This is a genomic window from Pseudomonas carassii (assembly GCF_036324045.1).
In the GTDB taxonomy this organism is placed as follows: domain Bacteria; phylum Pseudomonadota; class Gammaproteobacteria; order Pseudomonadales; family Pseudomonadaceae; genus Aquipseudomonas; species Aquipseudomonas peradeniyensis.
Genome location: NZ_JAZDCT010000005.1, coordinates 91,336 through 106,938, shown reverse-complemented (window position 1 = coordinate 106,938; position 15,603 = coordinate 91,336). Strand labels below are relative to the sequence as shown.

General features: G+C 63.5%; 13 protein-coding genes. 3 read left to right on the top strand and 10 right to left on the bottom strand.

Features of this window, described 5'->3' with window-relative positions:
• Positions 1-12: 12 nt before the first annotated feature.
• The 7 genes from V0R62_RS05535 to V0R62_RS05505 all read right to left on the bottom strand — a co-directional run bounded on the left by V0R62_RS05535 (position 13) and on the right by V0R62_RS05505 (position 8,311).
• Positions 13-906, bottom strand: a complete 894-nt coding sequence (locus V0R62_RS05535) for an ABC transporter permease subunit (protein WP_028688537.1) — start codon at positions 904-906, stop codon at positions 13-15.
• Positions 903-1,784, bottom strand: coding sequence for an ABC transporter permease subunit (locus V0R62_RS05530; protein WP_177330865.1), 882 nt, complete (start codon positions 1,782-1,784; stop codon positions 903-905). The genes V0R62_RS05535 and V0R62_RS05530 overlap by 4 nt, the downstream gene beginning before the upstream one ends.
• Positions 1,785-1,819: 35 nt before the next feature.
• Positions 1,820-2,962: a polyamine ABC transporter ATP-binding protein gene (gene potA / locus V0R62_RS05525; protein ID WP_011536272.1), complete on the bottom strand. Its 1,143-nt coding sequence runs from the start codon at positions 2,960-2,962 to the stop codon at positions 1,820-1,822.
• 57 nt (positions 2,963-3,019) lie between these two features.
• Entirely contained in the window at positions 3,020-4,114 is a 1,095-nt protein-coding gene (locus V0R62_RS05520) for a polyamine ABC transporter substrate-binding protein (protein WP_084941113.1), read from the bottom strand.
• Between the two features lie 161 nt (positions 4,115-4,275).
• The gene (locus tag V0R62_RS05515; RefSeq protein WP_330103023.1) at positions 4,276-5,373 is read right to left on the bottom strand and encodes a polyamine ABC transporter substrate-binding protein; all 1,098 of its coding nucleotides are present in this window, start codon (positions 5,371-5,373) and stop codon (positions 4,276-4,278) included.
• Between the two features lie 169 nt (positions 5,374-5,542).
• A complete protein-coding gene (locus V0R62_RS05510; RefSeq protein WP_198743501.1) occupies positions 5,543-6,904 on the bottom strand; it encodes an aspartate aminotransferase family protein in 1,362 nt (453 codons plus the stop codon).
• Positions 6,905-6,952: 48 nt separating this feature from the next.
• Positions 6,953-8,311, bottom strand: coding sequence for a glutamine synthetase family protein (locus V0R62_RS05505; protein WP_028688542.1), 1,359 nt, complete (start codon positions 8,309-8,311; stop codon positions 6,953-6,955).
• Positions 8,312-8,978: 667 nt separating this feature from the next.
• Here V0R62_RS05505 and V0R62_RS05500 point away from each other — a divergent pair.
• Entirely contained in the window at positions 8,979-10,355 is a 1,377-nt protein-coding gene (locus tag V0R62_RS05500; RefSeq protein WP_050707432.1) for a glutamine synthetase family protein, read from the top strand.
• Between the two features lie 193 nt (positions 10,356-10,548).
• Here V0R62_RS05500 and argA read toward each other — a convergent pair whose 3' ends face one another.
• Together argA and argE are read right to left on the bottom strand one after the other, a co-directional pair.
• Positions 10,549-11,847, bottom strand: a complete 1,299-nt coding sequence (argA, locus tag V0R62_RS05495; RefSeq protein ID WP_330103022.1) for an amino-acid N-acetyltransferase — start codon at positions 11,845-11,847, stop codon at positions 10,549-10,551.
• A gap of 109 nt (positions 11,848-11,956) precedes the next feature.
• On the bottom strand, positions 11,957-13,102 hold the full coding sequence (gene argE, locus V0R62_RS05490; RefSeq protein ID WP_330103021.1) for an acetylornithine deacetylase: 1,146 nt from the start codon (positions 13,100-13,102) through the stop codon (positions 11,957-11,959).
• A gap of 128 nt (positions 13,103-13,230) precedes the next feature.
• Here argE and V0R62_RS05485 point away from each other — a divergent pair, with 128 nt between their 5' ends.
• Positions 13,231-14,610, top strand: coding sequence for a CYTH domain-containing protein (locus V0R62_RS05485; protein ID WP_330103020.1), 1,380 nt, complete (start codon positions 13,231-13,233; stop codon positions 14,608-14,610).
• 72 nt (positions 14,611-14,682) lie between these two features.
• Here the strand turns inward: V0R62_RS05485 and V0R62_RS05480 are convergent, their stop codons facing one another.
• Complete coding sequence (locus V0R62_RS05480; RefSeq protein ID WP_050707492.1) at positions 14,683-15,153, bottom strand: Lrp/AsnC family transcriptional regulator; 471 nt, start codon at positions 15,151-15,153, stop codon at positions 14,683-14,685.
• Positions 15,154-15,279: 126 nt separating this feature from the next.
• Here V0R62_RS05480 and V0R62_RS05475 point away from each other — a divergent pair, with 126 nt between their 5' ends.
• Positions 15,280-15,594 (top strand): hypothetical protein, encoded by a 315-nt coding sequence (locus V0R62_RS05475; RefSeq protein WP_330103019.1) that lies wholly within the window; start codon positions 15,280-15,282, stop codon positions 15,592-15,594.
• The last annotated feature ends 9 nt before the right edge of the window (positions 15,595-15,603 follow it).

Here is a 15,603-nt window from a genome sequence, read left to right as displayed (position 1 = left end):
CCCGCGAAGGTGTCAGGCCTGCGCGGTGGCCTGGGCCGGACGACGGACCTGCGGCTGCGAGACGTTCGCCGCGGCGCCCTCTTCGATGGCCTGCTGGATCGCCCGACGGCGACGCTCTTCGGCCTGGCGGCTGAAGTACCAGACCAGGAAGGTCACCAGCGACACCGACAGCAGGATCAGGCTGGCCACGGCGTTGATCTCCGGCTTCACGCCAAGGCGCACGGCCGAGAACACTTCCATCGGCAGGGTGGTCGAGCCCGGGCCGGAGACGAAGCTGGCCAACACCAGGTCATCCAGCGACAGGGCGAACGACATCATGCCGCCCGCCGCCAGCGACGGCGCGATCATCGGGATGGTGATCAGGAAGAACACCTTCCACGGCTTGGCGCCCAGGTCCATGGCCGCCTCTTCGATGGACAGGTCCAGCTCGCGCAGGCGCGCCGACACCACCACCGCCACATAGGCGGCGCAGAACGTGGTGTGAGCGATCCAGATGGTGACGATGCCACGCTCCTGGGGCCAGCCGATCATCTGCGCCATGGCCACGAACAGCAGCAGCAGCGACAGACCGGTGATCACCTCGGGCATCACCAGCGGCGCGGTGACCAGGCCACCGAACAGGGTGCGGCCCTTGAAGCGGGTGACCCGGGTCAGCACAAAGGCCGCCAGGGTGCCCAGCGCCACGGCGGCGACCGCCGTGTAGCAGGCGATCTCCAGCGAGCGCATCACCGAACCCATCAGCTGGGTGTTGTCGAGCAGGCCGACGTACCACTTCACCGACCAGCCGCCCCAGACCGTCACCAGTTTCGAGGCGTTGAACGAGTAGATCACCAGGATCAGCATCGGCAGGTAGATGAACAGCAAGCCGAGCACCAGCATCAGCTTGGAGAAACTGAAGCGTTTCATGCGCGGCCCTCCATCTCTTTGGCCTGGCTACGGTTGAACAGCAGGATCGGCACGATCAGGATCGCCAGCATCACCACCGCCAGGGCGGACGCCACCGGCCAGTCGCGGTTGTTGAAGAACTCCTGCCACAGCACTTTACCGATCATCAGGGTTTCCGGGCCGCCGAGCAGTTCAGGAATCACGAACTCGCCCACCACCGGGATGAACACCAGCATGCAGCCGGCGATGATGCCGTTCTTCGACAGCGGCACGGTGATCTTCCAGAAGCTGTTGAAAGTGCTCGAACCCAGGTCCGATGCGGCTTCGAGCAGGCTCTCGTCGTGCTTCACCAGGTTGGCGTACAACGGCAGGATCATGAACGGCAGGTACGAATAGACCACGCCGATATACACCGCCAGGTTGGTGTTGAGGATCTGCAGCGGCTGGTCGATCAGGCCCAGCCACAGCAGGAAGCTGTTGAGCAGCCCGTTGTTGCTGAGAATGCCCATCCAGGCATAGACGCGGATCAGGATCGCGGTCCAGGTTGGCATCATGATCAGCAGCAGCAGGACGGTCTGCGACTCCTTCTTGGCCTTGGAGATGGCGTAGGCCATCGGATAGCCGATCAGCAGGCACAGCAAAGTGCTGAAGAAGGCCACCTTCAACGAGCCGAGGTAGGCCGCGATGTACAGCTCGTCCTCGGTGAGCAGGCCGTAGTTGGCCAGGTTCAGCACCAGCTGCACCTTGCCTTCGAGATAGGTGTAGATCTCGGTGTACGGCGGGATCGCCACATCGGCTTCGGCGAAGCTGATCTTCAGGACGATGAAGAACGGCAGCATGAAGAACAGGAACAGCCAGATGAACGGCACGCCGATCACCATGTGCCGCCCTTCGGGGATCAAGCGCTGGAGGGCTCGTTTGAGCTTTCGTGGTTTCATGAGCGCAGTACCACGCCGCTGTCGTCTTCCCACCACACGTAGACTTCGTCATCCCAGGTCGGACGGGTGCCCTGGCGCTCGGCGTTGGCGACGAACGACTGGACGATCTTGCCGCCAGGCAGTTCGACGTGGAACACCGAGTGGCCGCCGAGGTAGGCGATGTCGTGGACCTTGCCGCGCGACCAGTTGTGCTCGCAGGTCGGCTGCTCGGTGGTGACCAGCAGCTTCTCCGGACGCAGGGCGTAGGTGATGTGCTTGTCCTCGACCGAGGTGGTGACGCCGTGGCCGACGTAGATCTTGCGCTCCAGTTCCGGGCTGGCAATGATCGCGTGGCCTTCGGCGTCGTCGACCACCTCGCCCTCGAACAGGTTGACGTTGCCGATGAACTCGCAGACCAGACGGCTGGTCGGGGTTTCATAGACGTCGATCGGGCTGCCGATCTGGGCAATCCAGCCCAGGTGCATGATGGCGATGCGCTGGGCCATGGTCATGGCCTCTTCCTGGTCGTGGGTCACCATCACGCAGGTCACGCCCACGCGCTCGATGATCTCCACCAGTTCCAGCTGCATCTGCGAGCGCAGTTTCTTGTCCAGCGCGCCCATCGGCTCGTCGAGCAGCAGCAGTTTCGGACGCTTGGCCAGCGAGCGGGCCAGGGCCACGCGCTGACGCTGGCCACCGGACAGCTGGTGCGGCTTGCGCTTGGCGTACTGGGTCATGTGCACCAGCTTGAGCATCTCGGCCACGCGGGCGTCGATCTCGGCCTTGGGCATCTTGTCCTGCTGCAGGCCGAAGGCGATGTTCTGCGCCACGGTCATGTGCGGGAACAGTGCGTAGGACTGGAACATCATGTTGATCGGCCGCTCGTAGGGCGGCATGTCGGTGATGTCGACGCCATCGAGGAAGATCCGCCCTTCGGTCGGACGCTCGAAGCCGGCCAGCATGCGCAGCAAGGTCGATTTGCCGGACCCGGAGCCGCCCAGCAGGGCGAAGATCTCACCCTTGCGGATTTCCAGGGACACATCGTCCACGGCTACCGTTTCGTCGAATTTTTTCGTGACCCGGTCGATCTTGACCAGCACCTGCTTGGGTTGCTGGCCACCCTCGAGGGCTTTCTTATAGGCACCGGAGGCAACTGCCATGAGTGAAACTCCCAACAAGATTTATGTGCCCGCCGCTGCGCTGGCGGGCCTGGATTGTTACTTGCCCGACTTGACCTTGGTCCAGCTGCGGGTCATCAAACGTTGCACCTTGGGTGGCAACTCGGCGTTGACGAACATCTTGTCCAGCACTTCCTGCGGTGGGTAAACCGCGGCGTCAGTCCTCACGGCCTGGTCCATCAGGTCGCCAGCCTTGGGGTTCGGGTTGGCGTAACCGACGTAATCACTGACCTGGGCGATCACCTCAGGCTTCAGCAAATAGTTGATGAAGGCGTGGGCCTCCTTGACGTTGCTGGCGTCCTTGGGAATCGCCAGCACGTCGAACCAGAGGTTGCCGCCTTCCTTGGGAATGGCGTAGGCCAGCTTCACGCCCTTTTTCGCCTCGATGGCGCGGGCCTTGGCCTGGAAAATGTCGCCGGAGAAGCCGGCGGCCACGCAGATGTCGCCGTTGGCGAGATCGGTGATGTACTTCGAGGAGTGGAAGTAGGTCACGTACGGGCGCACGGCCAGCAGTTTCTCTTCCGCCTTCTGGTAGTCCTTGGGGTTGCTGCTGTTCGGGTCCAGCCCCATGTAGTTGAGCACCGCAGGGAGCATCTCGTCGGCCGAGTCGAGGAAGGCCACGCCGCATTTGCTGAGCTTCTTCATGTTCTCGGGTTCGAACAGCACCGCCCAGGAGTCGATCTTGTCGGTGCCCAGCGCCGCCTTGACCTTCTCGACGTTGTAGCCGATGCCATTGGTGCCCCACAGGTAGGGGACGGCGTACTGGTTGCCCGGATCGTTCTTCTCCAGACGCTTCATCAGCGCCGGGTCGAGGTTCGCGTAGTTGGGCAGCAAATCACGGTCGAGCTTCTGGAACGCGCCCGCCTTGATCTGCTTGCCGAGGAAATGGTTGGAGGGCACGACCACGTCATAGCCGGTGCGCCCGGCCAGCAACTTGCCTTCCAGCGTCTCGTTGCTGTCGAAGACGTCGTATTTCGGGGTGATGCCGGTTTCCTTCTGGAAATCAGCGAGGGTATTCGGGCCAACGTAGTCGGACCAGTTGTAGATGTGCACCGTGGGCGCCGCTTGGACGCTGCAAGCCAGCGTCAGACCCGCTCCAGCCATCAAGGCCTTGCGAAAAACAGAAATAGACAAGTGGGTGGTCCTCACAATCAGTGCCTCAAGTGGCGGAAAAACTCGGCCGCACACGCAAAACCGGCGCGCAACTTACCTTCACGGCGTGGATGCCGCAAACTTATTTGCCTTTACCTGCCTCCGGGCCGGGAAACCCCGGCCCAGAGGGCCTTGCATCAGGCTTACTTGCCCGACTTGATCTTGGTCCAGCTGCGGGTGATCTCGCGCTGGGCGGTCTTCTCCGGTGCCTTGATGGCGTACAGCTTGGCCTTCACTTCATCGGACGGGTAGATCGCCGGATCGCTGGTGATCTCTTTGTCCACCAGCGGGGTGGCGGCCTTGTTGCCGTTCGGGAAGCGCACGGCGTTGGTGATGCCCGCCATCACTTCCGGCTGCAGCAGGAAGTCCATGAACTTGTAGGCGGCTTCGACGTTCTCGGCATCCTTCGGAATGGCGACCATGTCGTAGAAGGTACCGGCACCTTCCTTCGGAATGGTGTAGCTCAGCTTGACCTTGTCGCCGGCTTCATGGGCACGGGCCTTGGACTGCTCCAGGTCACCCGAGTAACCCACGGCCACGCAGATGTTGCCGTTGGCCAGGTCCGAGATGTACTTGGAGGAGTGGAAGTAGGTGATCGAAGGACGGATCTTCAGGAACAAGTCTTCCGCTGCCTTCAGGTCTTCCTTCTTGGTGCTGTCGCTCGGCAGGCCCAGGTAGTGCAGCGCGGCCGGGAGCATTTCGGTCGGGGCATCGAGGAAGCTCACGCCACAGCTCTTGAGCTTGGCGATGTTCTCGGGCTTGAACACGGCATCCCACGAGTCGATCTTGTCCACGCCCAGCGCGGCCTTGACCTTCTCCGGGTTGTAGCCAATGCCGATGGAGCCCCACATGTACGGGAAGGCGAACTTGTTGCCCGGGTCGCTGGCATCACCCACGGCCTTGAGCAGCGCCGGGTCGAGGTTCTTCCAGTTGGGCAGCTTGGAGCGGTCCAGTTCCTGGTAGACGCCCGCCTTGATCTGCTTGGCCAGGAAGTTGTTGGACGGCACGACGATGTCGTAGCCCGACTTGCCCGCCAACAGTTTGGCTTCGAGGGTCTCGTTGCTGTCGAAGACGTCGTAGACCACCTTGATGCCGGTCTGCTTCTCGAAGTTGGCCACGGTGTCCGGGGCGATGTAGTCCGACCAGTTATAGACGTGCAGCACCTTGTCGTCAGCCTGAACAGCGGTGGCCATGGCACCCATCAGGGCGGCGGCCAGCAGCGTCTTGCCCAATTTCTTCATGCGTAATGCTCCAGAATTTATTATCAAGCCATCTGTTCAGCAGCCAGGTACCACGGGACGCGCGTTGGGCGACTAAACAGCCGTTAGTCTGGCAAGTTACAAGGCGCTGTTTCAACAGAAGCAGGGCCTTGCAACGACATTAATGTCACCTCGCCAGCCTAGCAGACTGTCATTTGACCGCCTCGTAGGTCAGATCCAGGCACTTGCGCGCCTTTTCCACCAGTTCGTCGATCTCTTCGCGGCTGATCACCAGCGGTGGCGCGATGATCATGGTGTCGCCCACCGCGCGCATCACCAGGCCGTTCTCGAAGCAGTGGGTGCGGCAGATCATGCCGACGCCCTTGCCCTCGTAGCGGCTGCGGGTGGCCTTGTCCTTGACCAGCTCGATCGCGCCGAGCAGGCCCAGGCCGCGTACCTCGCCCACCAGCGGGTGGTCCTGCAGCTCACGCAGTCGTTTTTGCAAATACGGTGCCGTTTCGTTGCGGGCACGCTCGACAATCTTCTCGTCACGCAGGATGCGCAGGTTTTCCAGGCCCACCGCCGCCGCCACCGGGTGGCCGGAGTAGGTGAAGCCGTGGTTGAAGTCGCCACCTTCACTGATCACCTTGGCCACTGTGTCACGCACGATCACACCGCCCATGGGGATGTAACCGGAGGTCAGGCCCTTGGCGATGGTCATCAGGTCGGGCGCAAGGTCGTAGTAGTCGGAGCCGAACCACTCGCCGGTGCGGCCGAAACCGCAGATCACTTCGTCGGCAACGAACAGGATGTCGTACTTGGCGAGGATCTCCTTGATCTTCGGCCAGTAGGTCTCAGGCGGAATGATCACCCCGCCGGCGCCCTGGATCGGCTCGGCGATGAAGGCGGCGACGTTGTCCTCGCCGACTTCGAGAATCTTCTTCTCCAGCTGCTCGGCCGCCCACACGCCGAATTCGTCCGGGGTCATGTCGCCCCCCTCGCCGAACCAGTACGGCTGCGGGATATGCACGATGCCCGGAATCGGCAGGCCGCCCTGCTCGTGCATGCCGCTCATGCCGCCCAGGCACGCACCCGCAAAGGTGGAGCCGTGGTAGCCGTTGATGCGGCCGATGATGGTCTGCTTGTGCGGTTTGCCCTTCAGCGCCCAGTAGTGGCGGACCATGCGCAGCACGGTGTCGTTGCCCTCGGAACCGGAACCGGTGAAGAACACATGGGTCATGCCCTCGGGCGCCACGTCGGTGATCGCCTTGGCCAGCTCCAGCGCCGGCGGGTGGGCGGTCTGGAAGAACAGGTTGTAGTACGGCAGTTCGCGCATCTGCTTTTCTGCCGCCTGCACCAGCTCTTCGCGGCCATAGCCGACCGCCACACACCACAGGCCGGCCATGCCGTCGAGGATCTTGTGCCCCTCGCTGTCCCACAAATGCACGCCCTGCGCCTTGGTGATGATGCGCGGCCCCTTCTCCTTCAGCTGCTTGTAGTCACTGAAAGGTGCAAGGTGGTGCTCGCCGCTCAGGGTTTGCCATTCACGGGTTTGCGGGTTGTTGACGCTCATGTGCCTCTCCATTTTCCGGTGGCCGCCCGCAGGCGGCCTCAGGGTTGATCACACAGCAAACAGCAGGAACTCACGCTCCCAGGAGCTGATGACGCGCTTGAAGTTCTCATGCTCGGCGCGCTTGGTGGCGACGTAGCCGGTGATGAATTTCTTACCCAGGTACTGCACCAGCGCGCGGCTGTTCTCCATGCGCTCGAGGGCATCCTCGATGGTCAGCGGCAGGCGCAGGTTGCGCCGCTCGTAGCCCCGGCCCTGCACCGGCGCGCTGGCCTCGATGCCTTCGACCATGCCGATATAGCCGCACAGCAGGCTCGCGGCGATGGCAAGGTAGGGGTTGGCGTCGGCGCCCGGCAGGCGGTTCTCGACCCGGCGGTTCTGCGGGCCGGCATCCGGCACGCGCAGGCCGACGGTACGGTTCTCTTCGCCCCACTCGACGTTCACCGGCGCCGAGGTGTCGGGCAGGAAGCGGCGGAACGAGTTGACGTTGGGGGCGAACAGCGGCAGCGCCTCGGGGATGAACTTCTGCAGGCCGCCGATATGGTGCAGGAACAGCTCGCTCATGCTGCCGTCGGCGTTGGAGAAGATGTTCTTGCCGGTGGCCACGTCGACCACGCTCTGGTGCAGGTGCATCGCGCTGCCCGGCTCGCCGGTCATGGGCTTGGCCATGAAGGTGGCGGCCACGTTGTGCTTGAGCGCGGCCTCGCGCATGGTGCGCTTGAACACCAGGATCTGGTCGGCCAGGTGCAGGGCGTCGCCGTGACGGAAGTTGATTTCCATCTGCGCGGTGCCGTCCTCGTGGATCAGCGTATCGAGGTCCAGCTGCTGCAGTTCGCACCAGTCGTAGACATCCTCGAACAGCGGGTCGAATTCGTTGGCCGCCTCGATGGAGAACGACTGCCGCCCGGTTTCCGGACGGCCGGAACGGCCCACCGGCGGCTGCAGCGGAAAGTCCGGGTCTTCGCTACGCTTGGTGAGGTAGAACTCCATCTCGGGCGCGACGATCGGCTGCCAGCCCTTGTCGGCGTAGAGTTTCAGGACCTTCTTCAGCACGTTGCGCGGCGACAGCTCGACCGGATTGCCCTTCTTGTCGTAGGTGTCGTGGATCACCTGGGCGGTCGGTTCGATGGCCCATGGCACGAGAAACACCGCGTTCTCGTCGGGGCGGCAGATCATGTCGATGTCGGCCGGGTCGAGCAGTTCGTAATAGATGTCATCGTCGACGTAGTCGCCGGTCACGGTCTGCAGCAGCACGCTTTCGGGCAGACGCATGCCCTTCTCGGCGATGAACTTGTTGGTGGGCGAGATCTTGCCGCGGGTGATGCCGGTCAGGTCGCTGATCAGGCATTCCACTTCGGTGATCTTGTGCTCTTTCAACCAATCAGTGAGCTGGTCGAGGTTGTGACTCATAAATACCTCAGGAGGTAATGTGGCGCGGTTGAAGGCAACCGGCGGCCACTGACGCCAGGCGTCGGGCAAAGTCGGCGCGCAGGGCGCCGAGGGGCCTGGAAAGGCCCGCGCCTTGATTCTGGATGCTGTGCATGGCTAAAGCAAAAACCCTCGCGCAGGACGACAGTGGAGGCACGCCATGGTGGCGCGTCCGGACAGAAAGCGAAGGGCAGAAAGAAAGGAGGCGTTGCGGTAAAGCGTTACGAGGTATGGCTTTTTTACGCGAACCGTCAATTATTGCGGCCAGCGCGGCGCCCTTTCGATGCAGGCGTGCGATGACCGGACGGCAACCGGGAGATGTACCTGAACGCACCGTGCATGCGGCGCTGACAGGTCTCGGCAAGCGGACCATGTGACCCTCGTATTATTGTGTTCTGGGTTGTGACCGAGCTTATCCTCGTTCATTTTTTTACACAACCTCTCCGTAAAAAATAAAACACGCCCCGCTCGGGATAACCTTTCAGGGCGAAAATAGCGGATAATGGCACGCCCCGATATGCAGCAAATCTGCCGTAGATGTGCCATTTAAGGGCATCATGGGCTTGGCTTGACTTCACCTGGTCTTTCCGATTGACTGGGGTTGCAAGCCCCCCTTGATTGATATTTTTAACAACAAAGGTGTTGCATCATGTCGGTACCCCCGCGTGCCGTTCAGCTTAACGAAGCGAACGCGTTCCTTAAGGAACATCCTGAGGTTCTCTACGTTGACCTTCTGATTGCAGATATGAATGGTGTGGTGCGTGGCAAGCGCATCGAGCGCACCAGCCTCCACAAGGTTTACGAGAAAGGCATCAACCTGCCTGCCTCCCTCTTCGCCCTGGATATCAACGGTTCGACCGTCGAAAGCACCGGCCTTGGCCTGGACATCGGCGATGCCGACCGCATCTGCTACCCCATCCCCGGCACCCTCTCCAACGAACCCTGGCAGAAGCGCCCGACCGCGCAGCTGCTGATGACCATGCACGAACTCGAAGGCGAACCCTTCTTCGCCGACCCGCGCGAAGTACTGCGCCAGGTGGTGAGCAAGTTCACCGAGATGGGCCTGACCATCTGCGCCGCGTTCGAGCTGGAGTTCTACCTGATCGACCAGGAGAACGTGAACGGCCGTCCGCAGCCGCCGCGCTCGCCGATCTCGGGCAAGCGCCCGCAGTCGACCCAGGTCTACCTGATCGACGACCTCGACGAATACGCCGACTGCCTGCAGGACATCCTCGAAGGTGCGAAGGAGCAAGGCATCCCGGCCGACGCGATCGTCAAGGAAAGCGCCCCGGCGCAGTTCGAAGTCAACCTGCACCACGTCGCCGACCCGCTCAAGGCCTGTGACTACGCGGTGCTGCTCAAGCGCCTGATCAAGAACATCGCCTACGACCATGAAATGGACACCACGTTCATGGCCAAGCCCTACCCGGGCCAGGCAGGCAACGGCCTGCATGTACACATCTCCGTGCTGGACAAGGATGGCAACAACATCTTCACCAGCGAGGATCCCGAGCAGAACGCCGCGCTACGTCACGCTGTCGGCGGTGTGCTCGAGACCCTGCCCGCCTCGATGGCGTTCCTCTGCCCGAACGTCAACTCGTACCGCCGTTTCGGCGCGCAGTTCTACGTGCCGAACGCACCGAGCTGGGGCCTGGACAACCGCACCGTGGCCCTGCGCGTGCCGACCGGCTCGGCGGACGCCGTGCGCATCGAGCACCGCGTGGCCGGCGCCGACGCCAACCCGTACCTGATGATGGCGGCCGTGCTGGCCGGCGTGCACCACGGTCTGACCAATAAGATCGAACCGGGCGAGCCAATCGAAGGCAACTCGTACGAGCAGTTGGAGCAGAGCCTGCCGAACAACCTGCGCGATGCCCTGCGCGAGCTGGACGACAGCGAGATCCTCAACAAGTACATCGATCCGAAGTACATCGACATCTTCGTCGCGTGCAAGGAGAGCGAGCTGGAGGAGTTCGAGCATTCGATCTCCGACCTCGAGTACAACTGGTACCTGCATACCGTGTAAACGAAAACGCCGCCCACAAGGGCGGCGTTTTTGTTTGGCCCGCAGATACACCCATCCATGTGTAGGAGCGGCCTTGTGCCGCGAAAGGGGTGCGAAGCGCCCCCAAGATTTGTGCATCAATTCTGAAATTGCCGGGGCCGCTGCGCGGCCCTTTCGCGGCACAAGGCCGCTCCTACAAGGGCTGTATTTGCTGTCAGAGCGGCTTCTCGAAGATCTTCGAATTGCGCTGGTAGTTGTACAGCGACGCCCGCGCCGCCGGCAGCCGTTCCACGCCACTGGGCGAGAACCCGCGCTCACGGAACCAGTGCGCGGTGCGGGTCGTCAGCACGAACAGGGTATTGAGCCCCAATTTGCGCGCCCGCTCCTCGATGCGCTCGAGCAGTTCGTCACCACGCCCGCCATGCCGGTACTCCGGGTTCACCGCCAGGCACGCCAGCTCCCCGGCCTCAGAGTCGGCAATCGGGTACAGCGCCGCACAGGCGATGATCATGCCCTCGCGCTCGACCACGCTGAACTGCTCGATCTCCCGCTCCAGCACCTCGCGCGATCGACGCACCAGGATGCCCTGCTCTTCCAGTGGGCTGATCAGTTCCAGCAGACCGCCGACATCCTCGATGGTCGCCTCGCGCACCACTTCGAACTGCTCCTGGGACACCAGCGTACCGCCACCGCCACGGGTGAACAGCTCGGTCAGCAGCGCACCGTCCTCGGCATAGCTGACGATATGGCTGCGCGCCACGCCGCCCTTGCAGGCCTCGGCGGCGGCATCCAGCAGCTCGGCCTGGTAGTCGCTGCCCAGGCGCTGCAGGTGCGGCGCGATCTGCTGCGGTCGCAGCTCGCGCACCAGCTGGCCACGCTCGTCCAGCAGGCCCGGTTCGGCGCCGAACAGCAGCAGCTTGTCGGCACCCAGCTCGATGGCGGCGCGGGTGGCCACGTCCTCGCAGGCGAGGTTGAAGATCTCGCCGGTCGGCGAATAGCCCAACGGCGACAGCAGCACGATGGAACGCTCGTCGAGCAGGCGGTTGATGCCCTTGCGGTCGACCCGGCGTACTTCGCCGGTGTGGTGGTAGTCGACCCCTTCGAGCACGCCGATCGGCCGTGCCGTGACCAGGTTGCCGGATGCCACCCGCAGGCGCGAGCCCTGCATCGGCGAGGCCGCCATGTCCATCGACAGGCGCGCCTCGATGGCCAGGCGCAGGGCGCCGACCGCATCGATCACGCAGTCGAGCGTCGCCGCGTCGGTGATGCGCATGCCGTGATGGTAGTGCGGGGTCAGGCCGCGGGCGGCCAGGCGGCTTTCGATCTGCGGGCGCGAGCCGTGGACCAGCACCAGGCGCACGCCAAGGCTGTGCAGCAGCACCAGGTCGTGGACGATGTTGCCGAAGTTCGGGTGTTCGACGCCGTCACCGGGGAGCATGACCACGAAGGTGCAGTCGCGGTGGGCGTTGATGTAGGGAGACGCATGACGCAGCCAGTTGACGTAATCGGGCATGACAGGGCCTGTGGATAAGTGAACGGAGAACGAAAAGGCGCACAACGTTCGAAAGTCATCGTCGGAACAGGCTTGCGGTCACGCGCGGTCTCCTCTGCTCAGGGAAAGATCAATGGCTCAGGCAATAGTGCCGGATCAGGTCACGCAATAGACGCACGGTAGGCTCGATTCGTGACATTTCAAGGTATTCACCGGGCTGGTGGGCACAGGCGATGTCACCCGGGCCTAGCACGATGGTCTGGCAACCGAGCTGCTGAAGATAAGGCGCTTCGGTGCCGAAGGCCACCGCTTCGGCGCGGTGGCCGGTCAGGCGCTCTGCCAGGCGCACCAGTTCGCTGTCGGCGTTCTGCTCGAACGGCGGCACTTCGGGGAATAGCGGCGCATAGTCGATACGCACGTCGTGGCGCTCGGCCAGTGGCGCGATCTTGCCGCGGATCGCCGCGCGCAGCTGCTCGACATCCATGCCCGGCAGCGGGCGCAGGTCGAACTCCAGGGCGCACTGGCCACAGATGCGGTTGGGATTGTCGCCACCGTGGATGCAGCCGAAGTTCAGGGTCGGCGTCGGCACTGTGAACTGCGGGTTGCGGTACTGCTCCTGCCAGGTGCGGCGCAGGCCCATCAATTCGCCCATCACCGCGTGCATGGCTTCCATGGCGCTGCGGCCCAGGCTCGGATCCGACGAATGGCCACTGCGCCCGAGGATATCGATGCGGTCCATGAGGATGCCCTTGTGCATTCTGATCGGCTTGAGCCCGGTGGGTTCGCCGATCACCGCCGCCCGTCCGAGTGGCTGGCCGGCCTCGGCCAGGGCGCGGGCGCCGGACATCGAGCTTTCCTCATCGCAGGTAGCGAGGATCAGCAGCGGTTGCTTGAAATCGTGATCGAGCAGCGGGATGACCGCGTCGATGACCAGTGCGAAGAAGCCTTTCATGTCGCAGCTGCCCAGCCCGACCCAGCGGCCATCGACCTCGGTCAGCTTGAGCGGATCGCTACCCCACAGCTGCGGGTCGTAGGGCACGGTATCGCTGTGCCCAGCCAGCACCAGGCCGCCCGGGCCGGTGCCGCGACTGGCCAGGAGGTTGAACTTGCCGGGGCTGACCTGCTGGATCTCGCAGCTGAACCCCAGGTCGCCCAGCCAGCCGGCCAGCAGGTCGATGACCGCGCGGTTGGACTGGTCCAGCGCAGGCTGGGTGCAACTGACCGAGGGCGCGGCGATCAGGGCGGCGAACTGGTCTTTCAGCGACGGCAACGGCATGCGCGGACTCCTCGACGGCGTGAAAGGCATCATAACAATGGCGACCCGTCACCTGGCAATCCACAGCATCCTCGTGGAGCAAGTACTGTAGACTGCCAGGCAACGATGCCCCTCCTTCCGAGCCCGCGATGCACAAAGAAACCGAACTCAAACTCCGCGCCAGCCGCGAGACCCTTGCCGCCCTGCGCGAGCACCCCCTGCTGAAGAAGCGCAACAAGTCCGGCTGGCAGACCCGCGAACTGCTCAACCAGTACTTCGACACCCCGGAGCGCGACCTGTCCGCCGCCCGCGTCGCCCTGCGCCTGCGCCGTGATGGCGAGGTCATCATCCAGACCCTCAAGTGCCGTGGCCAGAGCGTCGCCGGGCTGTCCGAGCGCAACGAGCACGAGTGGCACCTGGACAAGGTCAAGCTCGACCTGAAGAAGCTCGACGCCACTTGCTGGCCCGAGCAACTGGCCGAGCTGGACAAGAAGACCATCAAGCCGCTGTTCACCACCGACTTCACCCGCGAGTACGCCGAGATCGCCTGGGGCCGCGGCAAGGCGAAGGTAGTGATCGAGGCCGCGCTGGATCAAGGTTTCGTGATCGCAGGCAAGCGCAAGGAAGAAATCTGCGAGCTGGAGCTGGAACTGCGTGAAGGCACCCCTGAGGCGCTGCTGGAGCTGGCCGCCGAGTTGGCCGCCAGCCTGCCGCTGATGCCCTGCGACATCAGCAAGGCCGAGCGCGGCTACCGCCTCCTCGATCCGGACAGCTACGAGCTGGGCCTGCCGGTGACCGAACTGCAGGCCGAGATGCCGCTGGACGACGCCTATGCCGCCCTCGCCTGGCAACTGCTGGGCAGCAGCCAGCGCCTGGCCGAGCAGTATCGCCACAATGGCCACTGGCGCCTGCTGCAGGACTGGGTTCGCTGCCTGGCCGAACTGCGCGCCCTCACCGCCAGCCTCGGCCAGGCCGCGCCGCGCCCGACCACCCGCACCCTGCGCGCCAGCCTCGACGCGCTGCTGGAAGACTGGCGCCCGCTGGTGCTGGCCGGCAACGATGACGAGGACATTCGCCGCGCCGCCCCCGAGCAGTTCGCCGAAGAACTGGAAGACCCGCGCTGGGGCCAGTTCTCCCTGGAGACCGCGCGCTGGCTGAGCGCCCGCGCCTGGACCGCCGAGCGCAAGGGCCGTGGCGAACGTCAGGGCAAGGCGCAGCTGGCCAGCTGGCTGCAGCACCTGCTGGGCGAGGAGTCCCGCGCCCTGAAGCTGCCGCTGTACGTGCAGCGTCCGGAAGACCTGGCCGAACAGCTGCCGCGCATCGAATGCGTGCAGACCTGGCTGCACCACGCCCGCCAGGTGCTGGACCTGCCGCAGCAGGACCGCCTCTACGGCGAGCTGAACAAGCTGCACGAGCTGGCCGAGCAGCCGCTGGTCGAAGAAGGCAAGGAAGAACTGCTCGAAGCCCGCATCGAGCAGGCCCGCGCCATCGAGCAGAACCGCGCCTGGAAACACCTGCTCAAGGCCTGAGTCCGCGCTGCCCGCTCCTGCACTGCGTGGGAGCGGCGGTGCGCCGTTGCGACTTGCCCCGCGATCGACTCATCAGGGTCTCAATGGCAAGCTGGTGGTCGACTTGATCTCCGAAAGCGCCACGATCGAGTTCACTTCCTGGATACCCGGCACGTTCGATAGTTTTTCGAAGAAGAACCGCTCGTAAGCCTCGATATCCGAGGTGACGATGCGCAGCAGGAAGTCCACCGCTCCCATCAGCACGTAGCATTCCAGCACTTCGGGAAAACCGCGGATGGCCTCGGTGAACTCGGCGAAGTTCGAACGCCCGTGGGCGTTGAGCTTCACTTCGGCAAAGATCTGCGTGTTCAGCCCTACCTTCTTGCGATCCAGCAGGGTCACCTGCCCGCGGATCACGCCCTCCTCCTTCAAGCGCTGGATGCGCCGCCAGCACGGCGACTGCGACAGGCCCACACGCTCGGCGATCTGCGCGCTGGACAGTGACGCGTCCTCCTGCAGCAATTCGAGGATCCGCCGATCATAGGCATCCAGTTCGCCATGCATTATCAATTCTCCAAAATTTAACTTTGCGAATTGAATTATTCGCAAACAATACAAAACACTCAAATCATAGCGAAAAAATACCACCGCTAACGTGCAAGAATTTCTCCACCTTCGCGGAGAAACGCCATGCACGCAGCCGAACACCCCAGGATCGACGCCTGGGCCGCCAACACCGCCCACAGCACTGTCCACTATCGCCTGCAGGCCGAGGCGGAACCGGACAGCCTGTGCCGCGTGCTCAACCTGTTCGCCCTGCAGTTCCTCACCCCGCACAGCGTGCGGGTCAACCAGTGCGATGACCTGCTGGACATGGAAATCGGCATCGGCGGCCTGAGCTGGCACCGCGCCGAAGTCATCGCGCAGAAGTTGCGCAACCTGGTCTGCGTGGCCGATGTCAGCCTGGAGTGCCGGCCATGCCTGGCGCAGGCCGCCTCGGCCTGATCGCGCTCC